The 23,166-nt window shown below is 69.6% G+C and carries 19 protein-coding genes; 9 read left to right on the top strand and 10 right to left on the bottom strand.

Going from position 1 to position 23,166, the window contains the following annotated elements; translation table 11 throughout:
- Positions 1-3: 3 nt before the first annotated feature.
- From ABMA10_RS05150 to ABMA10_RS05135, 4 genes are all read right to left on the bottom strand, one after another.
- Entirely contained in the window at positions 4-1,044 is a 1,041-nt protein-coding gene (locus ABMA10_RS05150; protein WP_347867576.1) for an ABC transporter permease, read from the bottom strand.
- Positions 1,045-1,046: 2 nt separating this feature from the next.
- Complete coding sequence (locus ABMA10_RS05145; protein WP_347867577.1) at positions 1,047-2,636, bottom strand: ABC transporter substrate-binding protein; 1,590 nt, start codon at positions 2,634-2,636, stop codon at positions 1,047-1,049.
- A gap of 70 nt (positions 2,637-2,706) precedes the next feature.
- The gene (locus ABMA10_RS05140; protein WP_347867578.1) at positions 2,707-4,323 is read right to left on the bottom strand and encodes a hydantoinase/oxoprolinase family protein; all 1,617 of its coding nucleotides are present in this window, start codon (positions 4,321-4,323) and stop codon (positions 2,707-2,709) included.
- Positions 4,320-5,477, bottom strand: coding sequence for a DUF917 domain-containing protein (locus ABMA10_RS05135; RefSeq protein ID WP_347867579.1), 1,158 nt, complete (start codon positions 5,475-5,477; stop codon positions 4,320-4,322). Before ABMA10_RS05135 ends, ABMA10_RS05140 begins: the two co-directional genes overlap by 4 nt.
- 178 nt (positions 5,478-5,655) lie before the next feature.
- Here ABMA10_RS05135 and ABMA10_RS05130 point away from each other — a divergent pair, with 178 nt between their 5' ends.
- Complete coding sequence (locus ABMA10_RS05130; RefSeq protein WP_347867580.1) at positions 5,656-7,152, top strand: PucR family transcriptional regulator; 1,497 nt, start codon at positions 5,656-5,658, stop codon at positions 7,150-7,152.
- Positions 7,153-7,193: 41 nt separating this feature from the next.
- Here ABMA10_RS05130 and ABMA10_RS05125 read toward each other — a convergent pair whose 3' ends face one another.
- Positions 7,194-8,042 (bottom strand): alpha/beta fold hydrolase, encoded by an 849-nt coding sequence (locus tag ABMA10_RS05125; protein WP_347867581.1) that lies wholly within the window; start codon positions 8,040-8,042, stop codon positions 7,194-7,196.
- A 146-nt stretch (positions 8,043-8,188) separates the two neighbouring features.
- On the opposite strand from ABMA10_RS05125, the gene ABMA10_RS05120 reads away from it, so the two are divergent.
- Positions 8,189-8,836, top strand: coding sequence for a pyridoxal 5'-phosphate synthase (locus ABMA10_RS05120; RefSeq protein WP_347867582.1), 648 nt, complete (start codon positions 8,189-8,191; stop codon positions 8,834-8,836).
- 59 nt (positions 8,837-8,895) lie between these two features.
- Here ABMA10_RS05120 and ABMA10_RS05115 read toward each other — a convergent pair whose 3' ends face one another.
- Both ABMA10_RS05115 and ABMA10_RS05110 read right to left on the bottom strand, forming a co-directional pair.
- The gene (locus ABMA10_RS05115; RefSeq protein WP_347867583.1) at positions 8,896-11,802 is read right to left on the bottom strand and encodes an MMPL family transporter; all 2,907 of its coding nucleotides are present in this window, start codon (positions 11,800-11,802) and stop codon (positions 8,896-8,898) included.
- Positions 11,803-11,857: 55 nt separating this feature from the next.
- On the bottom strand, positions 11,858-12,505 hold the full coding sequence (locus ABMA10_RS05110) for a TetR/AcrR family transcriptional regulator (RefSeq protein WP_431031274.1): 648 nt from the start codon (positions 12,503-12,505) through the stop codon (positions 11,858-11,860).
- Positions 12,506-12,728: 223 nt separating this feature from the next.
- Between ABMA10_RS05110 and ABMA10_RS05105 the strand changes: the two genes are divergently transcribed.
- A complete protein-coding gene (locus tag ABMA10_RS05105) occupies positions 12,729-13,955 on the top strand; it encodes an MFS transporter (protein ID WP_347867585.1) in 1,227 nt (408 codons plus the stop codon).
- A gap of 21 nt (positions 13,956-13,976) precedes the next feature.
- On the opposite strand, the gene ABMA10_RS05100 is transcribed toward ABMA10_RS05105, so the two are convergent.
- Both ABMA10_RS05100 and ABMA10_RS05095 read right to left on the bottom strand, forming a co-directional pair.
- The gene (locus tag ABMA10_RS05100) at positions 13,977-14,855 is read right to left on the bottom strand and encodes a helix-turn-helix transcriptional regulator (protein WP_347867586.1); all 879 of its coding nucleotides are present in this window, start codon (positions 14,853-14,855) and stop codon (positions 13,977-13,979) included.
- A gap of 76 nt (positions 14,856-14,931) precedes the next feature.
- On the bottom strand, positions 14,932-15,231 hold the full coding sequence (locus tag ABMA10_RS05095; RefSeq protein WP_347867587.1) for a MerR family transcriptional regulator: 300 nt from the start codon (positions 15,229-15,231) through the stop codon (positions 14,932-14,934).
- A 158-nt stretch (positions 15,232-15,389) separates the two neighbouring features.
- On the opposite strand from ABMA10_RS05095, the gene ABMA10_RS05090 reads away from it, so the two are divergent.
- The 5 genes from ABMA10_RS05090 (at position 15,390) to ABMA10_RS05070 (ending at position 20,096) form a co-directional block, all read left to right on the top strand.
- Positions 15,390-15,812, top strand: coding sequence for an Hsp20/alpha crystallin family protein (locus ABMA10_RS05090; protein WP_347867588.1), 423 nt, complete (start codon positions 15,390-15,392; stop codon positions 15,810-15,812).
- Positions 15,813-16,160: 348 nt separating this feature from the next.
- Positions 16,161-18,665, top strand: a complete 2,505-nt coding sequence (locus tag ABMA10_RS05085; RefSeq protein ID WP_431031273.1) for a DUF4118 domain-containing protein — start codon at positions 16,161-16,163, stop codon at positions 18,663-18,665.
- A complete protein-coding gene (locus ABMA10_RS05080) occupies positions 18,662-19,354 on the top strand; it encodes a response regulator transcription factor (RefSeq protein ID WP_347867590.1) in 693 nt (230 codons plus the stop codon). Before ABMA10_RS05085 ends, ABMA10_RS05080 begins: the two co-directional genes overlap by 4 nt.
- 153 nt (positions 19,355-19,507) lie before the next feature.
- Positions 19,508-19,960, top strand: a complete 453-nt coding sequence (locus tag ABMA10_RS05075) for an SRPBCC family protein (protein ID WP_347867591.1) — start codon at positions 19,508-19,510, stop codon at positions 19,958-19,960.
- The gene (locus ABMA10_RS05070; RefSeq protein WP_431031272.1) at positions 19,950-20,096 is read left to right on the top strand and encodes a hypothetical protein; all 147 of its coding nucleotides are present in this window, start codon (positions 19,950-19,952) and stop codon (positions 20,094-20,096) included. The genes ABMA10_RS05075 and ABMA10_RS05070 overlap by 11 nt, the downstream gene beginning before the upstream one ends.
- A 44-nt stretch (positions 20,097-20,140) precedes the next feature.
- Here the strand turns inward: ABMA10_RS05070 and ABMA10_RS05065 are convergent, their stop codons facing one another.
- Positions 20,141-21,622 (bottom strand): threonine/serine ThrE exporter family protein, encoded by a 1,482-nt coding sequence (locus ABMA10_RS05065; RefSeq protein ID WP_431031271.1) that lies wholly within the window; start codon positions 21,620-21,622, stop codon positions 20,141-20,143.
- A gap of 158 nt (positions 21,623-21,780) precedes the next feature.
- Between ABMA10_RS05065 and ABMA10_RS05060 the strand changes: the two genes are divergently transcribed.
- Entirely contained in the window at positions 21,781-23,142 is a 1,362-nt protein-coding gene (locus ABMA10_RS05060) for an HNH endonuclease signature motif containing protein (protein WP_347867593.1), read from the top strand.
- Positions 23,143-23,166 lie beyond the last annotated feature (24 nt).

Genomic DNA, 23,166 nt, shown 5'->3' with positions numbered 1-23,166 from the left:
CGCTCAGCCCTCCGTGATCGACGAGCGGGGGTCGATCGTCGCGAGTGCGACGTCGATGAGGAGGTTCAGCCCGAGGACGAGCATCGCGTAGACGAGCACGACGCCCTGGATCATCGGGTAGTCCTTGGAGGTGATCGACGACACGATGCTCGTCCCGAGGCCGGGGATCGCGAACACGGTCTCGATCAGGACGGTTCCGGCGACCATGCCCGTGAGCATGATGCCGCCGATCGTGAGTGTCGACGTCACCATGTTCGGGAGGGCGTGCCGCAGGTAGACGAGGTGCGTCGGCAGACGTTTGCTGCGCGCCGTGGTCATGTACGGCATCTCGAGGACCGACAGCATCTCGACATGCACGAGTCGCGCGAGGTAGGCCATGGGTCCGACGGCGAGCGCGATCACCGGCAGGACCGCCTGTTGGAACGATCCCCAGCCGGCCGCCGGCAGCACTCCGAGTCCGATGCTGAACACGGCGATCAACCCCACCGCGAACAGCAGGCTCGGGATGGCGATCAGCACGCCCAGCAGGCCCGAGATGCCGAGGTCGGCGAGACGGTGTCGTCCGGTACGGGAGGAGACCGCCGTGGCCACGCCGATGGGGAAGGCTCCGAGGGCTGCGACCAGGAACGCCGCCACCGCGAGGGTGAGGGTGATCGGGAAGCGCTGCGCGATGGTGTCCGAGACCGACCGCTGCGAGCCGATCGCGGTTCCCATGTCGCCGCGCAACAAGCCGCTCACGTAGTTGACGAACTGTTCCGGGACAGGGACGTCGAGGCCGAGGTCGGCCCTCGTCCGCTCCACGAGTTCCGGGGTCGCGCTGTTGCCGAGCGCCGCCCGCACCGGGTCACCCGGCACGAGCTGCACGATCAGGAACGTCGCGATGACCACGATGACGAGGGAGACGAGGAGCCGTCCGAGTCGTCGCAGGATGAACGAGGACCGCGGGGACAGACCGCCGAGCAGCCCGCGATCCCCTCGACGCGCGACCGCCGGGCCGCCGGGGCCTGCAGCCGGGTCGGTGCTCGCGATCGAGGGGATCGCCATGATCAGCCGACCATCCGGATGCTCGTCGGGCGGATGAAGTTCGGGCGCTCGACCTCTGCACCGTTCAGGTACAGGTAGTCCTGCGCGTCCGCGATCGGGAACACGTCGGTGCGCTCGATCAGCTTCGCCTCGGCCTGCTGCCACAGCTCGCACGCCTCCTCAGGCGAGGCCGTCCCCGCCTGGGCCGCGAGGGCGTCGTACTCCGGGTTGTCGACGAACATGAAGTTGTTGCCGCCCTTGTCCGGGGTCTCTCCGCCGAAGAAGGTGTTCACGATGACCGGTCCACCCGGGGCGATCTGCACGAAGCCGGTGTCCCAGTCGAACGTCGAGAACAGCTGCTCCGACCAGGCGTTCGCGTCATTGCCGGAGAGCTCCGTCGTGACGCCCAGCTCGTCCCAGGTCTGCTGGACGAGTTCGGCGGCGGCCGCGTGGCTCGGGGTCGCTGCGTCGTAGATGAACTTGATCGTCAGCGGCTCGCCGCCCTTGGACCGCTTGCCGTCGGAGCCGAGCTCCCACCCGGCGTCGTCGAGGAGCTCGCCTGAGCGCTCGATGTCGGTGTCGGGGAGCGTCCACTGCGGGCCGTCGGCGACGCAGAGGTACGGGCTCTTCACGACGAGCGACTTGGACTCCTCGGCGGTGCCGTCGGTGACGACCTCACCGACCTGGTCGCGGTCGATCGCGGTGACGAGTGCCTCACGGACGAGCGGGTCCGAGGTCGGGCGCTCCGGGCGCTCGTTGAACAGCATCTCGCCGATCGGGTTGCGCACGCCCTCGCTCGCCAGGCCGGCCGCTTCGACACGGTCCTGGTCGGCACCGCCGATGCTCGCCGCGTTCACGTCGCCGGAGAGCAGCAGGTTCGCCGCAGTGCCGGGATCGGTGACGACGCGGACCTCGAGCGTGTCCGGCAGACCCTTGGTGTCGCTCGTGACGTCGTCGGGACCCCACGTGTAGTCGTCGCGCTTGACGAAGGTGTAGCTGGAACCGGGCGTCGCCGCATCGAGCGTGAAGAGGCCGGTGCTGTTCGTCGTCTCGACGAGCGAGTCCGGGTCGTCGAGGCCCGCCTGGCAGACCATTTCAACCGTGCCGGTGTTGGCGAGGAGGAAGGGGTCGTTCGTCGTGCTCGTGACCGTGAGCGTGTTGCCCTCGGCGGTCGCCGTCATACGCTCACTCACCTGCGCACCGTAGTAGAAGGTCGCGTTGGCCGGGTCGGCGTTGTAGGTGATGTTCGCTGCAGCGGTCTCGGCGGTGAACTCGGAGCCGTCGGCGCAGGTGATGCCGTCCTTCAGCGTGTACGTGATCGACGTGCCGTCCTCTTCCCAACTCTCGGCCAACCAGGGCACGAGCTCGCCGTCGGCAGTGACGTACACGAGTGATTCGTAGGTGAAGCTGATGATCTCGCGGGCTTCGAGACTGATGCCGGTCATCGGGACGAGGCTGCCGGGGTCGCCGCTCATCGCCGTGACGAACGTCCCGCCGGACACGTACTCGCCGGAGTTCTCGGACGGTTGCGAGGAGGTGCACGCGGTGAGGGCGACCGCGCTGAGCGCCACTGCTGCGAGCGCAGCGGCTGCTCTGTTCTGCTTGCTGTTCATGCTGGATCCTTCGTACTCGGGTGGCCGTGGTGCACGGGTGGCCGGATCGGATGGGGTGGAGCGTGGTGAACTACATCGCTTGTCTCGACGAGGCGCCGATGCGGGCGAGCGGGCCGGCCGCCTTCACGGAGACCTTCAGGGTGGGACGGGTGGCGTACGAGACGGGGGTCTCGAGGACGTCGACGATCTCGACCGTGCGCGGGTCTGCGCCGGCCTGGATCGCCTTCTCGATCGCGGAGCGTCCTGTCTCCTCGATGGCGGCTGCGCGGTCGGCGAAGTCGCAGAGCTGATCGGAGCGTCCGCCGGCGAGCGCGATGGCAGCGCCGACAGCGTTCGCGACGTTGCCTCGCGCGGGCCGCAGCACCTCGCTCGCTCCGAGCACGGAGTCCGGCACGAGGAAGCCGCCGCCGCCCACCACGACGAGCGGGAGGCTCGTGCGGCCGAGGGACATGCGTTCCACCGCGGCTTCGATGCGGTCGTGGGCGACGCGGAGTGCCTGCTCGAGCGCCTGGCGCGTGGCCCGGTCGAGCGGTGGCAGCTGGCGGTCCGCGATGCCGAACTCGAGGGAGGCCGCGTCGGTGAGGGTCGGAGTGGTACCGCCGAACAGGAGCGCCTCCTCGGTGAGCCGGTAGCCGACGGAGTCGTGGCGCGGGACACCGGACGCGACGTCGACGATCGTGCCACCGCCGAGGCCGACGCTCAGGATGTCGGGCATCCGGAAGTTCGTCCGCACGCCACCGACCTCGCGCGGGAGTGTGGACTCGCGCGGGAAGCGGTCGACGAGCACGCCGAGGTCGCTCGTGGTGCCACCGACGTCGATGATGATCGCGTTGTCGGCTCCGGAGAGGAAGGCAGCACCACGGATGGAGTTCGCAGGTCCCGAGCCGATCGTGAGGACCGGGTAGCGCGCGGCGTACTCGACGGCCATGAGCGTGCCGTCGTTCTGCGCGAAGTAGGTGGTGGCGTCGAGCCGCTCCTCCTCGACGACCGTCGTGAGCGCGTTCGTCACGTCACGTGCGACGGCGTAGAGGGCGGCGTTCAGGACGGTCGCGTTCTCACGCTCCAGCAGGCCGAGCGCGCCGATCTCGTGGCTGAGCGAGACGGGGATGTCGACGCCGACGTGGTCCTGGACGAGCGCCTCCACCTCGAGCTCCTGCTCGGGGAAGGACGGGCTGAAGATGCCGCACACCGCGACAGCGTCGAAGTTCCCGGCGAGGGCGTCGAGTTCACGACGGATGAGGTCGGTGTCGAGCGGGGCGATCGGATAGCCGTCGACGAGGTGACCGCCGCCTGCGAGGATGCTGCCCGCGAGGATGACCTCGCGGAGTTCGCGCGGCCACCCGGCGAGCGGCGGAAGCGATGTCGCGGCGGGCGAGCCGAGACGGATGACGACGACCCGGCCGAGGTCGCGACGGTTCACGATCGCGTTGGTCGCGTGGGTCGTGCCGAGCATGACCCGACTGACGAGACGGCGGTCGTCTCCCAGCTGCTCGAGGATCTCGGTGAGTGCCGCGCGGATGCCGCCCGTGACATCGCGGGTGGTCGGCTGCTTCGTCCACGAGACGACCTCACCGGTGCCTGAGAGGGCGACCGCGTCGGTGTTGGTGCCGCCGACGTCGATGCCGATGGCGAGCTCGCCCGCGATGTCGGTGACGGCGCCGGTGTCGGTGATGGTGATGGCGCTCATCGCGTCGCTCCAAAGGTCTCGTCCGCGGTCTCGCCGAACGGTTCGTAGTCGAGGTCGTAGCCGAACGCACGCGGGCCGGCCAGTTCGAGGCCGCGCTCGGTGCGCCACAGCGGATCGCACGCCCATGCCAGGACGCTCACGCGCTGGCCGAAGCGCAACATCTCGGTGGAGATCGCGTCGCCGGTCTCGGAGTCGACGATCGTGACGAGGTCGGGGACGCTCACGATGACCGCGCCGTCCTCCATCACCACGAGGTTCTCGTTCTGGATCTCGACGCGGGTGAGACGACCTCGGTACTCGCCGATACCTTCGACCGTGACGGACCCGCGGGTGAACCCGCCCTCCGTGCGTCGTTCGATGTCGACGACCTTGCCACCCGTGATGAGGGCCGCACCGAGTTCGTCGGTGAGCGCGGCGACAGGCTCGGTGGACTCCAGCAGTCGGCGTCCGACCTGGATCGCGCGGCTGACGCTGCCCTCGATGACGGCGCCGCGGATCGTGTCGCGGTCCATGACGTAGTTCGCACCGATCGAGATCGCACCGCTCGCCACGGTGAGGGCGCGGGCGTGGCGCTCGAGCCAGGCGAGACTCACGGGTCGGAGGATCGAGACGTTGCCGATCACATCGCTGAGGACCGCGTACCCGGGTGGGAGGTTCGCGACGTTCATCGCCGTCATGGGAGCCTCGGGGAACGCACGGCCCATGCCGTCGGCGTCGAGGATCTTCAGGCCGAGGCCCGCTGCCCAGCCGACCGGGCCGAGGCCGTTGCTGCCACCGATCTCCGTGGCCATGATCGTCGTGATCCGTCTGCCGGTCAGCCGCTGGATCTCCTCGACGATGATCTCCGCCTGACCGCTCGCTCCGAGCATCTCGAAGCCCACCGAAGGAGCCCCGATGCCCGACATCGCGACGACGACGTCATGCTCGTCGAGGTCGGCGACCTGCACCGCCTGCACCGGCCCGAACTCCTCGATCGCCAGCTCCACGGCCAGCTGCGGGGTCTGCACCGCACCGCCGCCGCCCGTGCCGAACACCGCACAGCCGGCGGCGAGCGCGGGGACGTCGGCGAGCGTGATGGTGCGGATCGGGGCGGCCGCCGCTGCGGCCCGTGCGATGCCGGCGTGGGACGCTCCGGCCAGGTGGTTCGTTGACATGTACCGAGCGTAGGCAGGGGTGCGGATCACGACAATGTTCCCGGAGACCAGACAATCGGGGCACAATGTGCTCAGAGCCCAGGTATCGAATCGCACCTGCCGACCGGAACGCTGACCCGCCTCAGAGAAAGCACGAACTCATGGCCCGACACCGCACACCCACCGATGGACCTGCCTCGTGACCGTCACCGTCGCCGATGTGATCCTGCAGGCCGAGCACCTCGGAGCCCGCTGCGTCGCCGGCTCCCCGGCCGGCGTGCCCGTCATGGGCGTCGAGATCCTGGCACTCGACGAACTGAACGACGCCACCGAGCACTCCATCGCGATCGTCACGACGCCGGACGGCGCGATCCCCCGGCCATACCAGGTCGACATCGCGATCCGACGAGCCATCGCCGCAGGCTGCGCCGCCCTCGTCTTCGTCGGCTCCTTCCCGGTCGCTGCAACCTCCCGGGCGCTCGCCGAGCGAGGCGGACTACCCGTCATCATGACCGACGGCATCGCGTCGGACCTCGCCGTCCTCATGGACCGGACGATCCGCGGTGGCGCCGAGGAGGCGATGTCACGAGCGGAGTTCGCGATCCAACGGGTCATCAGCGCTTCAGCGGCGGAGACGGAACAGGCTTCGGGGCTGGGGGTGCGGGAGGTAATCCTCGGGGTCGCGACTACCACGCTCGGTGTGGCGATCACGCTCGTGGAGGATGCCGGCGCGAGCTGGCTCGAACCCGACGCCGTGTGCATCGGCGAGATCCCGATCGGGCGCGTGCACGCCGAGGGCGACGACCCTGCGGCGGCCATCGCCGTCCCTGTCATCGCCTCGGTCCTGTCGCGGGCACTGCAACGCGAACTGCATGGGCGCTTCGGTTCCGTGCGGTCCCGGGCCGAGCTCATCATCGAGCTGATCTTCGCGGAGACGTCACGCATCGACGGGTACGCGATGGACGCCGTACGCGCGGGCCTGCCGCTACAGCTGTCGCACGCGGTCGCCTGGTTGACACCGAAGCATGTGAGCGACCCGGACCGCCGGGCGCCGACCGTGCTCGCGCCGTCCGTGGAGCTCTTCTCCCTGCAGCTCGTCGACCAGCGCGATGAGCAGTGGCACCTCGCGATGCGGCGCGACGAGATCGTCGTCATCGCCTCGGAGGAGCTCGGAGCACCGGACCACCAACGGCGACTGCGCGACGTGTTGGAGCGCATCGTCGCGCACGCGTCGTCGGTCGCCGGCCCCGAGTGGACCTTCACCGTGGGGCTCGGCACCCCGCAGAGTGGAGCGGCCGGGCTCAGGCAGTCGGCGACGGAGGCGCGGGTGGCCGCCGAGGCCGCCATCGCCGGGGGTCGCTTCGGCAACATGGAGGCGACCGACGTCACCGGGCTCCGACGGGTGCTCCTCGACTTCTACGCGTCACCGCTCAGCCGCACCCTGCTCGACGACATCCTGTCGCCGCTCGATGCCCAGGGTCCGGAACGCGCCGCCATCTCGATGCGGACGCTGCTCGCGTACCTCAGCCACCGGAACTCGCTCGTGCGTGCCGGTGCCGAACTGAACCTGCACCCGAACGCCGTGAACTACCGGATCCGGCGCATCGAACAGACGCTCGGGCTCGACCTCGCCGACCCGGACGTGCGTTTCGCGGCGGAACTCGCCTGCCGGGTGCGGCTCATCGGCGCACCGTGAGCCCAGCGCGGTGATCAGGGTCTCCGGTCGGCCACGACAACTCAGCGCAGAGACTCCGCGTGGTTGGCGGTACGGACGATGCCGTCGACGAGCGTCGGCCACAGTTCCGCGGGGATCAGATGCCCCATGTCGGGCAGCACGTGGAGTTCCGCCGCCGGCATGGCCGCTGCGATCTCGACGGCTGAGCACCAGTGCAGGACGTCGTCGGCGCGACCGTGGAGGACGAGCGTCGGGACGGTGACCGACCGCAGCTGCTCGAGACGTTCGGGGGCTCGGCGGAGCGCGGCCCACTGACGCGCGTAGCCCTCCGGCGAGTAACCGCGATCATATGCTTCGCCCGTCGCCCAGACCTCCCACTCGGTGTCCGGCTGGTACCGCGCACCCGGGATCGGTGCCGCGAGCGCGGTCATCGCGCTCACGGACTCCTCCCGGCTGTACCGGACGGGTTCGAGCAGGCGCTCCGGTCGCTCGCCGTGCAGGATGTAGCGCGGAGCCTGGCCGGGGATCGTGGACAGGAGTCCGAGGCTGAGCACCCGCTCGGGATGCTCGATGGCGACCATCTGCGCCATCATCCCGCCCATCGAGTGTCCGACGAGGTGGGCGGCATCGACCCCGAGCTGGTCGAGCACCCGCAGGACGTCGTCGCCCATGTCGCCGAGCTCGTACCCGCCGTCGATGTCATGCTCGCCGCCGAAGCGTTGGGACAGCCCGACGTCGCGGTTGTCGAACACGACAACACGGAATCCTTCTGCCGTGAGCATGGCGCGGAGCTCCGGCCGCCAGGCGAGGAGCTGTGCGCCGCCGCCCGCGATGAGCACGATCACGGGATCTCCGGGCGTCCCCTTGGCCTCGTAGTAGATGGAGACGTCGTCGGTGTCGGTGTAGGGCATGCAGCACTCACTCTCCTCGTGATCCGTTTCGAGGCTAGCGGCGCGGATATCGGTGCACCATGTGCCGCCGACCCAGCGATCCCCGGCGGACTGTGCCGCCCGCCCAGACACCCGGATGCCGACCGGGCGGCTTGTAGGCTCGCGACATGACACACGAACCGTTGTCCGGCGACGCGACCCTCCGGCTGCCCGAGTTCGACACACCGCCCGCCGAGCCGATGCCGCTCGCGCAAGCGTGGCTGGCAGACGCTGTGGAACGCGGAGTGAGCGAACCACGGTCCATGACCCTCGCGACCGCGACGAGCCTCGGCGTCGTGAGTGCACGCACGGTGGACGTCAAGACGTTGGACGACCGCGGGCTCGTCTTCGGCACCTCCACGGAGAGTCGCAAGGGTGGTCAGCTGGCGGAGAACCCGAGTGCTGCGCTGCAGGTCTACTGGCGTGAGACGATGCAGCAGCTGCGGTTCGAGGGTCGAGTCGAGCGGTTGAGCGAGACGGAGTCGGACGCGCTGTTCGCCGACCGCTCCCCCAAGTCCCGTGCGGCCACCGCCGTCGCGCACCAGTCGATGCCGTTCGGCGACGGGCCGCAGGCGACACTCGACGCGCTCATCGATGAGGCGAACGCACTGCTCGAGCGTGAGGGTGACGACGTCACGCGCCCGGCCACCTGGGTCGCCTTCCGGCTGGTGCCCGACCACGTCGAGTTCTGGCACGCGAGCCGTGACCGCATGCACCGTCGACTCCGTTACCTCGCGGCCGACGGCGGCTGGCTGGTCGATCGCCTCCAGCCATAGGGCGCACTCCGCTCACACCCCGCTCCTCGACAGGCTCGGGGAACGGCGGCGATGTGCGGTTACCTCGGGGCGCGGACGATCACGACGCCACCGGCGGGCGGCTCGACGACTGCGGTGCCGTTGTCGGCGTCGACCGCGATGACGTACGCGCCGACGGCGACCCGCTGCACGCCGGCCGTGGCCGGGTGCACGATGACGTCGAGGCCGGGCTCGACTCGCGAGAGGTGCTGCTCGTCGTCGACGGGATCGGTCGTGAGGACGTGCGCGGGGTGGGTCCGCTCGGCGGCGGCCTCACGACGCGTGAGCTCGGTCGACGGCGGAGCCACATGGGCTGCGGTCCCCGCTACGAGTGACGCAGTGGACACGCTGGCCGACGCACCCTCCATGAGGCCGAGCGTCGCGGCCGAGGGCCCGTCGACCGCGTTCCGTGCCTCACCGCTCTGCGGCGCCGTGGCGACCGACCCGGTGTGGTGCGCCGGGTGGCTGCGCTCGAGCGCGGCGCCCTCCACGTCGACGTTCGGCAGGATGCGATCGAGCCACTTCGGGATCCACCAGGCGCTCTTGCCGAGCAGGTGCATGACCGCAGGGATGAGCAGCATGCGCACGACGAACGCGTCGACGAGCACACCGAACGCGAGGCCGAAGCCGATCGACCGGATCATCGCCGAGTGGGAGAAGATGAACCCGCCGAACACGGAGATCATGATGATCGCGGCTGCGATGACGACCGTGCGGCCGGCGTGGAGGCCCTTCTGGACGGCCAACCGGGCCGGGGCTCCGTGGGCGAACGCCTCACGCATGCCCGACACGAGGAACAGCTGGTAGTCCATCGCGAGTCCGAAGAGGATGCCGATGAGGATCGTCGGCAGGAAGCTCAGGATGGGGCCCGGATCGTGAACGCCGAACACCGGGCCGAGCCAGCCCCACTGGAAGATCGCCGTGATGCCGCCGAAGGTCGCGGCGAGCGACAGCATGAAGCCGAGCGTCGCCGTGATCGGCACGAGGATCGAGCGGAACACGAGGATCATGATGATGAGCGAGAGCCCGACCACGAGCGCCAGGTACAGCGGGAGCGCGTCCGACAGCTGTTGCGAGACGTCGATGTTGCCGCTCGCGCTGCCCGCGACACCGAGGTCGACGTCGCCCGACAGCGGTGACAGGTCGCGGAGATCGCGGACGAGCTGCTCGGTGGAGACGCTGTTCGGCCCCTCCTCCGGGATCACCTGGAACGCGAGCACCGTGTTGTCGTCGGAGGCTCCGATAGGCGCGACGGCGCTGACATCGGTCTGATCGGCGATCTTCTGCCCGATCCGCACCTGTTCCTCGAGCACTTCGTCGTCGGTCGCAGCATCGGGCAGCGTCGCGACGACGAGCAGCGGGCCGTTCACGCCGGCGCCGAACTTGTCCTCGATGAGCGTGTAGGACTTGTACTGGGTGGAGTCGACCGCTTCCGAGCTGCCGTCGGGCAGGCCGAGACGCATGTCGAGCGCTGGCAGGGCGACGACGCCGAGGACCACGAGGCCCGCGACGAGCGTGCCGATCGCGCGGCCCGTGCCCATCGCCTTCGTCGGAGCGCGGTCCGGACGCGGCTCACCGATGGTCGTGCGCGCCTTCCTGCTGAGGATGCGCAGGCCGAGCAGCGACAGCATGGCGGGCGTCAGGGTGACGGCGAGCAGGATCGCGACGGCGACGCAGATCGCGCCGACCGTGCCCATCATGCCGAGGAAGCCGATGCCGGTGACGTTGAGCGCCAGGAGCGCGACGAGGACCGTGGAGCCCGCGAAGACGACGGCGTTGCCCGAGGTGCCGTTGGCGAGGCCGATGGAGTCGTGCAGTTCGACCCCGTCGAGCAGCTGTTTCCGGTGGCGGTTCAGGATGAACAGCGAGTAGTCGATGCCGACAGCGAGCCCCAGCATCACACCCAGCACGGGCGTGATGGAGAGCATGTCGACGATGCCCGACAGGGAGAGCGCAGCCGTCACACCGACGCCGACGCCGACGATGGCCGAGACGAGCGGGAGCGATGCGGCGATGACCGTCCCGAGCATCACGAGCAGCGTGATGGCGGCGATGATGAGGCCGATCGCCTCGCCGACACCGAACAGCTGCGGGAGGCTCTGCGCGAGCTCGTTCGAGAACTCGACCTCGACGCCGTCCGGAACGTCCTCCGTCACCTGGTCGATGACGGACTGCTTGGTCTCGGGCGTGACCTCCTGCTGTGCGTCGTCGAACACGACGTTCGCGACCGCGGTGGAGTCGTCGGTGGAGACGGTGCGGATGCCGGATGACAGGTCGAGCAGCTGCGAGGACAGATCGAGCTTGGTGCTCTGTTCGTTGAGCTTCGTCAGGTTCTCGGTGAGCGTCGTCTGCTGGGCGTCGAGCGCGGACTTCTGCGCGTCGATCGTCGCCTGCTGCGCGTCGAACTGCGCCTGGACTGCGGCCGGGAGCGTTCCGCCCGCTTGCGCCTGGGCGCCGGCGAGTGCCGCGTCGAGCTGGGTCTGGCCGTCGGTGAGCTGCTGCTTGCCGGCATCGAGCTGCGCCTGGCCGTCGTTCAGCTGCGTGCGGCCGGTCTCGATCTGGGCCTGGCCGTCGGAGACCTGCTGCGCCTGGTCGGCGATCGTGGTCTGCGTCTCGAAGGGGTTGACCGTGGAGTCCACGCCCTTCAGCTCGGCCGTATCGTCGAGCAGCGTGCCGATCGCCGTCTTCTGGCTGTCGGTGAAGGCGTCGCCGTCCTCCGTGTGGAAGACCATCGCACCGGTGCCGCCGCTCGCGCTCGGGAACGACTCGGCGAGCTGGTCGGTGACCTTCGAGGTGGGCGTGCCCGGGATGGTGACCGCGCTCGACAGCGTGCCGCCGAAGGCGAGGAAGGCGCCGACGGCGATCCCGAGGATCACGATCCAGGAGATGAGGACGGCCCACGCGCGTCGCGCGGAGAAGCGTCCGAGGCGGTACAGCAGTTCAGCCAAGGGGGTCTCGATTCTTCGAAAGGTGCAGCTGGTGTCGTGCGGGGGACGGTGCGGATCAGTGCTCGGAGGGGTATCCCGTGCGGACGCTCACGATGAGTCGTTCCAACAGGGAGTTCCAGAGGGCACGGGCATCATCGTCCGTGGTGGCGCCGGTGGCCGCGATCCAGTGATGAGCGAGCACCTCCACGCCGTGCATGAGGGAGGAGACGAGGAAGCCCGCCTCGAGTTCGTCGACGTCGCTGTTGCGCTCGGCGAGCTCGTGCGCGAGTTCCTGGGTGGTGCGGGAGAACGTCGCCTGGAAGAGCTGTTGCGGACGCGAGTCGTCGGGCGCGAACCCGCCGAGAGCGTTCCAGAGGAAGGAGATGATGCCGGGGATGTCGGTGGCGTGTACGGCCGCCACGACGTCCTCGAACATCGACGCGCGCGAACCGGGGCCTTCCGGGCGGGCGTTGACGGCGGTGCGGAAGCTCTCGATCACGACCGCGAGTTCTTCGGCGCACGAGGTCGTGACGAGGTCGTCGATCGAGGAGAAATGGTTGAAGACCGTGCGTCGTGAGACGTCTGCGCGTTCGGCGAGGAGGTCCACGTTGAAGCCGGCGATACCCTGCTCCGCGATGATCCCGCGGGCGGCGTCGAGGATGGCGCGGTGGTGCCGCGCGCGCAGTGCGGCGCGACGATCCTCGGCGGGGGCGGTTGTGGACACGTGGGTACATTACGTGCACCGATGCACGGAGTGCAACTTCTTGACGGTGCTCCCAGCGAGTTCCGAGCGTCTCCGCGAACGCGGGGCGTGGACGGCAGCGAGTGCTCGATCTTCACACGCGGCACGCGCATGTGAGCCGGGCGGCGCGACTGGACGAATGATCGGATGGCCCGGACTCGGCGTCGGGTGGGCGGGCGGGCTGCACGTACGACAGGCTGAGACCATGACGACAGACGAGATGCTCGACGACGCACGCACGGGCTCAGTGCCCACCGCCGGGACACCGAGCACCACAGCACCGCGCGACCGCACCGCCTGGGCATCGGTCGCCGTCATGATGGCGACGAGCTTCGTGCTCGTGCTGGCCGAGTTCCTCCCACCGAGCCTGCTCCCGTCGATGGCCGCCTCGCTCGGCATCACCGAGGGGCGGGCGGGCCAGGCGGTGACCGCCACGGCGTTCATCGGCTTCCTCACGGCGCCGACCATCGGCATCCTCGTCCCGCGGCTCGACCGTCGCCTGCTGCTCGTGCTCCTCGCCGCAGGTGCCGCCGTCTCCAGCGCACTCGTCGCGATCTCCGCCGACTTCGTCATGCTGCTCATCGCCCGGCTCCTGCTCGGTGCCGCCCTCGGTGCGTTCTGGGCGATGTCGATCGCGATCGCCGCCCGTCTCTCAGCGCCCAAGCACCTCGGCCGCGCGATCATGCTCGTGAACACCGGCACGACCGTCGCGACCGTCGCCGGAGTCCCGGTCGGGACCTACCTCGGTTCGATCATGGACTGGCGCCTGATCTTCGCGGGCGTCGCGATCATCACCGCCGTCGTCGCCATCGCACTGCGACTCGTGCTGCCTCCGGTCGCGCCGGCCCCGTCGAGCGGTGGTCTGCGTTCCCTCGTCGACACCCTGCGCGTGCCCGGCATCCGGATGGGGCTCACCGGCCACATCCTGACCGTCCTCGGCCACTTCATCGCGTTCACCTACATCCGCCTCGCGATCGAACGCGTGCCCGACCTCGATGCCGCCGGCGTCGCCGTGCTCCTCGCCGCATTCGGCCTCGGTGGTGTAGTCGGCAACTTCATCATCGGCCTGCTCGTCGACAAGCACCTCGCGACCCTGCGCTACATCGTGCCGGCGCTCATCGGTGTCTCGATCGCACTCGTCACGGCGTTCCCGGACCAGCCGTGGGTCATCACGATCGCGATCACGACCTGGGGCATGGGCTTCGGCGCCTGGCTCACGACGCTGAGCACCTGGATGGGTCGCATCGTCCCGGACCGCATGGAGTCGGGCGGTGGCCTCGTCGTCGCCGGGTTCCAGCTCGCGATCACCGTCGGCGCCGGTTTCGGTGGTCTGCTGGTCGACGCGGTGGGCATCGTCCCGGCACTCGTCGTCGCGTCCATCTCGGCGATCACCGGTGGCGTCATCTTCGGCTCGGCGCGCACCGCCCGCTGATCCGGTGCTGGCGGCGGACGCCTACGCGGCGAGCGCCGTCTGCTCGCGCCAGCGCGCCGGGGTCACACCCGCGTAGCGCTGGAAGGCGCGACTGAAGCCGTCTTCCGAGGTGTAGCCGAGCGTGCCTGCCAGCTCGGCGACGCTGACTCCTCCAGCGAGGAGCAGACCCTTCGCCGTCTCCATGCGCACGGTCGTGAGGTAGGCGCGCGGGGTGTGGCCGACGACGACGCGGAAGCGTTCGGCGAAGGCGGACCGTGACATCGTGGCGATGCGCGCCAGCGTGTCGAAGGTCCACGGGCGTCCCGGTTCGGCGTGCAGGGCGTCCAGCACGGCGGCGATGTGCGGGTCGCCGATCCGTTGCAGCCAACGCTCGGGTGCGCAGCCGGCCTCGTTCCAGGAGCGCAGCGCCGCCGAGACGATGGTCGTGGCGATGCGGCTGCAGATGACGTTGTCGCCGGGTCGCGGGCGACCGCTCGCCTGCGGGCAGCCCATCCCTTCGATGAGCGCGACCATCGAGCGTTCCTGCCCGGCGAAGTCGCGGACGTACAGGTGTTCCGGCAGGGTGTCGGCGACCTGCTGACGCTGGCCGGGCGGAGTGAAGGCGACGTCGAGGAGCTCCGCGTCGTCGAGGGCGAGCACCGTCGTGGTGTGGGCGCGGGGGAAGAAGACGAGGTCACCGGCGCCGAGCGCGCGCGTGCCGTCGGCGGCCGTGAGACGCACGCGTCCGGTGGAGACGTAGACGAAGCCCGACGCGGCATGCGCACGGCGCAGAGGTGAACCGGCGACGAGACGGTCGCGGTCGGTGCCGTGGATCGTCCACTCGAGAGTGGCGAGCGCGCGGTCGAGCGTGTCGGTCGCCGGCGCCGCCGGGAGCGCGGTCGGTGTCAGGGTGAGGGTCACACCGGTACGAACGCACCCCCGGTGCGGGTTGTTCCCATTCGGCGAGGCGGACCGGGCACCGCGCTGCCGGTCGGGCCTACCTCCGCGGCGTGCCGTCGTCGTCGCCGTCGAGACGGGCCCGGAGTCCGCGGTTGGTGTCTTCGAGGTCGAGTACGAGCGCGATGCCGGCGATGTTCACTCCGCCGTCCCTGAGGTCCGTCACACGTTTCAGCCGACTGAGGTCGTCGTCGCTGTAGCGACGCGTTCCGCCATCCGTTCGCGACGGCGTCAGGAGCCCCTTGCTCTCGAACAGTCGCAGGGTGGCTTCGGGAACCCCGGCGAGTCGGGCGGCCACCGCGATGCCGTACACCGGTGTCGCTGAGTCCCGTTCGATCATGCGTAGAAAACCCTTCGAACGACTTGCACTCGATCCTGCTCCTGTTGTATAAAAATCTACACCACGAAGTGCAGATCTACTGCAGACGGATCACCGCACTTCGAGGACGATTCGATCGCAGAGCCCGAGACATCGGGCAACACGGAAGGAGAACCCTCATGGCAATGACCCTCGACCCGATCAGTCAGCTGGACCGCTTCGCAGCGACCGTGCTGGACTCCGTTCGCACTCCCCGGCCGATGCCGGTCGACCTGTTCCGGGACGGCGACCGCTACCTGATGCTCGCCGACCTGCCCGGCATCGACCCTGGCTCGATCGACGTGGACGTCGACGGTGGCCAGCTGACCATCCGTGCCCAGCGCACCGCAGACACCCGCGAGGGCGTCCGATGGCTCGCGCGTGAGCGTGGCGGTGGACACTTCCTGCGGCAGTTCACCCTCGGGGACGGCGTCGACATCGACGGGATCAGCGCCTCGTACGACAGCGGCGTGCTCTCCGTCATCATCCCCGTCAGCGAACGCGCGAAGCCACGGAAGATCACCGTGGAGTCCTCCGACAGCCCGCAGGTGATCAATGCCTGAGCTGATCGGACACGTCACACCCTGACACGACACGACCGCTGCAGCGCCCACTCCACCTCCCGGAGTCGGGCGCTGCGGCGCGTCTACCGCCGCCCCGCGATCCTCCGCCCCGCGATCCTCTGCTCCGGGCCTCGACGTCCCAGGGTCGGGCAGCGCTGTCGGGATGAGGTGAGGATGCGCGTCCGGCACGCGCACCGGCACAATGGACTGCACATGCACATGCACATGCACGTGCACGCTGCGCCTGCACATGACGCCTCTGCCTGCGTCCCGCCGAGAGGATCACTGACATGCACGGTGGACTGCACATGACGACTGCGCCTGCATGCCACCACGAGGACCGCTGACATGCGACGGGGACGCCTTCGCGTGCTGCTCGGCGCGGCTCCCGGCGTCGGGAAGACCTTCGCGATGCTCGAAGAGGGCCACCGCCTCCGGGCGGAGGGTGTCGACGTCGTCGTGGCGATCGTCGAGACCCACGGCCGGGCTGCGACGGCGTCACTGACCGACGGTCTCGAGACGGTTCCGCGCCGGGCAGTGGAGCACCGCGGTGTCGTCCTCGACGAGATGGACCTCGAGGCCGTCCTCGCTCGCCGGCCGGCGCTCGCACTCGTCGACGAGCTCGCCCACACGAACGCGCCAGGGGCCGCGTCTGACGCGGGACCCGCGCACGAGAAGCGGTGGCAGGACGTCGAGACCCTGCTGTCAGCGGGGATCTCCGTGCTGTCGACCGTCAACATCCAGCACATCGAATCGCTCAACGATGTCGTACGGCAGATCACGGGCGTGCCGCAACGGGAGACGATCCCCGACGCCGTGCTGCGCGCCGCCGACCAGATCGAGCTCATCGATCTCGCTCCTCAGGCGCTCCGCGATCGCCTCGCCGACGGCCGTGTGTACCCGGCCGAGCGCATCGACGCCGCACTGTCGAACTACTTCCAGCTCGGCAACCTCACCGCACTCCGCGAACTCGCGCTCCTGTGGCTGGCGGACGAGGTCGACTCGGCGCTCCGGGACTACCGCGCGGAGCACGGCATCGACAGCACCTGGGAAGCCCGCGAGCGCGTCGTCGTCGCCCTGACCGGCGGGCCGGAAGGCGAGACGCTGTTGCGCCGTGGCGCGCGCATCGCCGCGAGGTCGTCCGGCGGAGAACTGCTCGCGGTACACGTCACGACGCACGACGGCCTGCGCGCCTCGAACCCCGGCGCACTGGCCGAGCAGCGCGCGCTCGTCGACACCCTCGGCGGGACGTTCCACCAGGTCGTCGGCGACGACGTCCCGCGCGCGCTCGTCGACTTCGCGAAGGCGGCGAACGCGACGCAGCTCGTCATCGGTGTCAGTCGCCGGAGCCGTCTCGCTGCCGCCGTCACAGGGCCGGGGATCGGCTCGACAGTCGTCCGGGAATCGGGCAACATCGACGTCCACATCGTCAACCATGCGGCGGCCGGTGGCCGGTTCCGGCTGCCGAGGCTCGGCGGCGCGTTGAGCGTCCGACGACGCATCACGGGCTTCGTCGCCGCACTGCTCGGCGGGCCGCTCGTCACCTGGCTGTTGCTGCTGACCCGCACGGATCAGTCGATCACGAGCGAGGTCCTCGCCTACCAACTCCTGGTGGTGGTCGTCGCACTCATCGGCGGGTTCTGGCCTGCCGTGTTCGCGGCGGTCCTGTCGGGCCTCACGCTCGACTTCGTGTTCGTCCAGCCGCTGTACACGGTGACGATCGATGATCCGGCACACCTCGTCGCCCTCGTGCTCTACGTGGTGATCGCCGTGATCGTGAGTGCGGTGGTGGACCTCTCCGCACGGCGTGCTCGGACTGCGAGGCGAGCGGCTGCGGAGTCGGAGCTGCTCGCGACGATCGCTGGCAGCGTCCTCCGTGGCGAGGGGGCCCTGCAGGCGCTCGTGAGCCGGACCCGCGAAGCGTTCTCGCTCGCCGGCGTGCGGCTGGTGGCGGGCGACCGGGTGCTGGCGGTCGACGGCGAACCGGTGCGCGGCGGCGACTTCACGTCGGTGGCGATCGGCTCGCGCGCAGTCCTCGAACTCCATGGCGGGGTGCTCGCGGCGGCCGACCGCAGGCTGCTCGCGGTGATCGCGACCCAGCTCGACGCCTCACTCGAACACACCGATCTGCGCGCCACCGCCGAGGAGGTCGGCCCGCTTGCCGCGACCGATCGGGTGCGCAGCGCGCTGCTCTCCGCGGTGAGCCACGACCTGCGCCGACCGCTTGCCGCAGCCACCGCCGCCGTCACCGGCCTGCGCGCGACCGACGTCGAGCTGACGCCGACCGATCGCGACGACCTCCTCGAGACCGCCGACGACAGCCTGAGCACCCTCGCGTCGCTCGTCACCAACCTGCTCGACGTGAGCCGCCTGCAGGCCGGTGTCCTTGCGGTGACCGTGGCCGGTATCGACGTCGAGGACGCGATCCTGCCCGCCTTCGACGAGCTCGGCATCGGGCCGGACGACGTCGAACTCGACCTCGATCCACAGCTCCCCGCCGTGCTCGCGGACGCCGGGCTGCTGCAACGCGTGATCGTGAACCTCCTGACGAACGCGCAGCGCTTCACCCCCGAGGGCACGCCGGTGCGCATCTCGACGAGTACCTTCCGGGGAACGGTGGAGATCCGCATCGTCGATCATGGTCCGGGGATCGCCCCCGAGCGCCGCGAGGACGTCTTCGTGCCTTTCCAGCGACTCGGCGACACCGACAACCTCACCGGCCTCGGCCTCGGGCTGGCCCTGTCGAAGGGGTTCATCGAGGGCATGGGTGGCACACTCGAACCGGAGGACACTCCGGGCGGCGGCCTCACGATGGTGGTCTCGCTGCCGACCGAGGACGGAGCAGCAGGGTGAAGATCTTGATCGCCGACGACGATCCGCAGATCCTCCGGGCGCTGCGGATCACGCTGACGGCACGCGGCTACGACATCCTCACCGCAGAGGACGGTACTGCCGCGTTGAACGCCGCCATCGAGCACCGCCCGGACCTCTACCTCCTCGACCTCGGCATGCCTGGACTCGACGGCCGCGAGGTGATCGCGGGTCTCCGCGGCTGGACGGACGCCCCGATCCTCGTCGTCTCCGGTCGTGCCGGGTCGACCGACAAAGTGGAGGCGCTCGACGCCGGTGCCGACGACTACGTGACGAAGCCGTTCGCGATCGACGAGCTGCTCGCGCGCATCCGTGCACTCACCCGGCGGGTCCCCGGGGCGGAGACGGCAGTGGATCCGACGGTGCGGCTCGGTGACGTCGTGATCGACCTCGCCGCGAAACAGGTCGTCCGGCAGACGAACGGCTCTGCACCCGTGGCGGTCCGCCTCACGCCGACGGAATGGCAGGTGCTCGAACTCCTCCTCCGGCACAGCGGCAAGCTCGTGACGCGGCAGATGCTGCTCACGGAGATCTGGGGTCCGACGCACGTGACGGACACGGGCTATCTGCGTCTCTACATCGCGCAGCTCCGCAAGAAGCTCGAACCGGAGCCCGCCAATCCGCGCCACCTGCTGACCGAGGCCGGCATGGGCTACCGCTTCGTCATCTGACGCCGGCGGTCGAGCACTGGCAGGGTAACAGGTTGCGGGACGCCTGACGAGGCCTCTCGAAACGCAGCTTGCGCGCGTACCGTCGCAGACACGTCCGGGGTGTCCGGACGAGACCCACGCAGACACCGTAGAACCAGAGAGGATGGCTCCGACATGACCCAGGTCATCGAAACCATCGACGTCGACGTTCCCGTCTCCGTCGCGTACAACCAGTGGACCCGATTCGAGGACTTCCCGAAGTTCCTCGACGAGGTCGAGTCGATCACACAGGTCACCGACGTCCTCACCGAGTGGACCGTGAAGGTCGCCGGCCAGTCCCGCACCTTCGAGGCCGAGATCACCGAACAGCACCCGGACGAGCGCGTCGCCTGGACGAGCACCGGCGGCGAGGTCGACCACGCCGGCGTCGTGACGTTCCACCGGCTCTCCGAAGCACAGACCCGCGTCACCGTGCAGTTGGACTGGGAGCCGAAGGGTCTCCTCGAACACCTCGGATCGGCGCTCGGCGTCGACAACCACGCCATCAAGAAGGACCTGAAGAACTACAAGACCCTCGTCGAGACGCAGGGACAGACCGGGGAAGGATGGCGTGAAGATGTCAAGTGACGGACCCCGCCCAGGACCCCCGCCCGCACACAAGGACTCGGACGCCGTGACGGAGTCCGTTCCCTCGCCCGAGGAGGTCGACCCGGAGACGGGCACCGACTCCGAGGGCGACCCCGTCGAGAACCCGTCGGGCTAGCACGACCCAGATCGACCGAGCCGTCCGGCTCGCGCGGGACCTCGTCATTCAGAGGTCGTCGTGCGGGGCCGGGCGGCTTTCGTCGTCAGGGTCCTCCGTGAGCGCCGGATGTACCCGGGAAGGAGCACCCGGTGGGAGACACCGGATCGACGGGCGAGGATCTCGCCGAGCGTGACGCCGGCCGCCAGCGCGAGGCCGGTCAGGCTCGCCTGCAGCAGCAGCTCGAATCCGGCCGCTCCGTCGTCGCCGTTCACCAGAGCGAGCATGCCGCGGTAGATGGCGAGACCGGGCAGCAGCGGGACGATGCCGCAGATCGTCAGGATGATGGCAGGGATCCGCAATCGCGGGGCGAGTGCCTCCGCCACGAACCCGATGATGAGCGCGGCGAGCGCGCTGGCCGCTGCGGGTGCTGCGCCGCCGCCCGTGGCGAGCGCGAAAACGGTGAACGCGAGTGCACCGGTGGCGCCGGCGAAGCAGGCGGTCCGGAACGACGCGTAGGACGCCATCGCCCAGGCCGCCGACGCGACCGCCGCCCCGACGATCTGCGCCGCGACCGGCCATGGGCTGACCGGTAGGTCGATGAGAATGAGCGACACACCGAGTCGACGCGCGAGATCGAGGACACCACCGATGCCGACGACGATGCCGATCGTGAGGAGCAGGACTTCGACCAGGCGTCCACTCGCCGTGACCGGGAACCCGTTGAGCGCGTCGTCCGCAGCCCCAACCAAGGACGCCCCGGCGAGCAGGACCACGATTCCGGACGCGACGACGAGCGCGGGCGGGAGCGCCGACAGGTCGGCGGGCACGTAGGGGCTGAGGATCGAGATGAGCACGGCGACCGTCGTCGCGATGGCGGCACCCGCGAGTTGGAGGAAGAACACCGGCAGTTTCAGAGCACTGAGGGCCCTGGAGGCACTGTCGATGATCGCCGTCGTCGCCGCCGCGAGCAGCATCGAGACCACTCCGCCACCCAGCAGTACGGCGACAGCCGCGGCCATGATGGACAACAGCGCCGTGATGATGCCTCGGCGGTAGGTCCGCCGCGTGGTCATGATGCGGTCGAGCTCCCGATGGGCGTCGCCGAGGCGGCGGTGCAGTTCGTCGCGGATCTGCGTCTCGTCCTCCGGGGCGGCCTCCGTGACCGTCATGATCGGTGCCGAGCGCGCGGTCATGGCGTCGGCGAGGAGGACGACGTTCGCCAGGCGGTCGTAGTCGGCGGCCGGGGCTGCGACGACACGCAGCACGGTCACTCCTGGGGACTGCTCCGAACCGTCGTGGGCGATGAGGATCGAAGTGAATGTGAGGTCGACCTGGCATTCGAGGTCGAAGGCACGACAGACCCGTCGAATGGCGTCGGTGACCTCGGCGGCGGCGGCACCGAGCGAGAGCATCGACTCCCCGATCCGGCCGGCGAGCTCGAGCACTTCGCGGACGGGCCGCTCCGCGTACATGCGTGCGGAACGCGCCTCCACAGCCCCCTCGGGCACCGAGCCGCTGACACCGCCGGCAAGCTGACCCAACATCGAACGCAACCCCACCCGGCAATCGTACGGTGCATGGTCGTGTCGACGAGCGCACTCCCGCTGTTGGGCCCGCTCCCCCGCCCGCTGAGCCTGACGAGGTGCCGCCCACCCACACACTGACCATCTCGAATGTCAGTGGTCCATGGTGGACTGGATCCATGACCACGACCGAACCGATCCGCGAGCACCCGCACGACGCACACGCTGCGCGGGTCGCCTCGTACACCGGCCGGTTCGTGGAACTCACGCGGCAGCGCGCCGCCCTGGACGCCGCTGAGTCCCGACTCCTCGCCGAGGCCGCAGCCTACGCCGAGGCAACGGCGTCGCTCCTGACCTCGTCCGCCGTCGCTCCGGCGGAGGCGGAAGCGCTGGCCAGGCGCTCGATGTGCGCATCACTCGCGATGGCGACCCACACCTCGGAACCCACGCTGCAGCGCCGCATCGCCGACGCCGAAGCCCTCGTCCACGACGCACCCACCGTGCTCGACGCCCTCGGACACGGCACGATCAGCGCCGCGCACACCCGCGTCATCACCGATCAACTCCGCGACGTCCCGGCCGAGGGCCGCCCCACATTCCTCGAACACGTCCTGCCCATCGCCGCCCGTTCCACGCCGGCCCGTCTGAAGCACCGCGCCCGTGTCCTGCGCGAGCGGTTGCATCCCGAATCGATCACCGCCCGCACGGTGCGCTCCACCAGAGACCGCCGAGTGGAACTCGAACCCGCAGCAGACGGGATGGCCTGGGTACACCTGTTCACCACCGCACCTGTCGCGCAGGCGATCCTGTCCCGCCTCGACACCCTCGCAATCCCCGCACGCTCGGAGGGCGACACCCGCACGATCGCGCAACTGCGCGCCGACGCGCTCGCGTCGCTCGCCATCGCGGGCACCGTCAGCACCGATGGCGGCCCGATCCCCACCGACCCGGCCACCTCCGGCGAGGTCGCCTGGCTGCCCGGCTCCGCACGGCCTCGCGGCACGAGCAACGCATCGCTCGGGACGACACTCATCGAGCGCCCCACCGAGGTCCAGGCCCACATCCGCGCCACCGTGCAGCTCACCGTTCCCGTCCTGTCACTGCTCGGCGTCTCGGACGAGCCCAGCAGCCTCGACAGTTACGGCCCCATCGATCCCGACACCGCCGCACGCCTCGCCATCACCGCACCATCGATGACACGAATCCTCACCCACCCGGAAACCGGTGCCGTCCTCTCCGTCGGTCGAGAGCAATACCGCGTACCGGCAGACCTGCAACGAGCCGTCCGGCTGAGAGACACCACCTGCCGAGCACCAGGCTGTGGCCGACGGGCGCGGGGCTGCGACCTCGATCACACCGTCGCCTGGCAACACGGCGGAACGACCGCGGCCGACAACCTCGCCTGCCTCTGCCGACACCACCACCGACTCAAGCACCAACCCGGCTGGCATCTCGAACACGGGCGCGCCGGAACCCTGAGCTGGAAAGCACCCGATGGTCGGCACTACGAGACGCGGCCCGAACTCGTCGAAACCGGCTGACCGCCCACCCCATCACGCACTCCG

Origin of the sequence: Plantibacter sp. RU18 (assembly GCF_050613355.1) — a bacterium.
Classification (GTDB): Bacteria; Actinomycetota; Actinomycetes; order Actinomycetales; family Microbacteriaceae; genus Plantibacter.
This window is presented reverse-complemented; position numbering and strand designations above follow the sequence as displayed.

Coding starts and splice junctions, on each gene's coding strand:
- ABMA10_RS05150 (WP_347867576.1), bottom strand. CDS start 1,044: ATGGCGATCCCCTCGATCGCGAGCACCGACCCGGCTGCAGGCCCCGGC.
- ABMA10_RS05145 (WP_347867577.1), bottom strand. CDS start 2,636: ATGAACAGCAAGCAGAACAGAGCAGCCGCTGCGCTCGCAGCAGTGGCG.
- ABMA10_RS05140 (WP_347867578.1), bottom strand. CDS start 4,323: ATGAGCGCCATCACCATCACCGACACCGGCGCCGTCACCGACATCGCG.
- ABMA10_RS05135 (WP_347867579.1), bottom strand. CDS start 5,477: ATGTCAACGAACCACCTGGCCGGAGCGTCCCACGCCGGCATCGCACGG.
- ABMA10_RS05125 (WP_347867581.1), bottom strand. CDS start 8,042: ATGCCCTACACCGACACCGACGACGTCTCCATCTACTACGAGGCCAAG.
- ABMA10_RS05120 (WP_347867582.1), top strand. CDS start 8,189: ATGACACACGAACCGTTGTCCGGCGACGCGACCCTCCGGCTGCCCGAG.
- ABMA10_RS05105 (WP_347867585.1), top strand. CDS start 12,729: ATGACGACAGACGAGATGCTCGACGACGCACGCACGGGCTCAGTGCCC.
- ABMA10_RS05095 (WP_347867587.1), bottom strand. CDS start 15,231: ATGATCGAACGGGACTCAGCGACACCGGTGTACGGCATCGCGGTGGCC.
- ABMA10_RS05090 (WP_347867588.1), top strand. CDS start 15,390: ATGGCAATGACCCTCGACCCGATCAGTCAGCTGGACCGCTTCGCAGCG.
- ABMA10_RS05085 (WP_431031273.1), top strand. CDS start 16,161: ATGCGACGGGGACGCCTTCGCGTGCTGCTCGGCGCGGCTCCCGGCGTC.
- ABMA10_RS05075 (WP_347867591.1), top strand. CDS start 19,508: ATGACCCAGGTCATCGAAACCATCGACGTCGACGTTCCCGTCTCCGTC.
- ABMA10_RS05070 (WP_431031272.1), top strand. CDS start 19,950: ATGTCAAGTGACGGACCCCGCCCAGGACCCCCGCCCGCACACAAGGAC.
- ABMA10_RS05065 (WP_431031271.1), bottom strand. CDS start 21,622: ATGTTGGGTCAGCTTGCCGGCGGTGTCAGCGGCTCGGTGCCCGAGGGG.
- ABMA10_RS05060 (WP_347867593.1), top strand. CDS start 21,781: ATGACCACGACCGAACCGATCCGCGAGCACCCGCACGACGCACACGCT.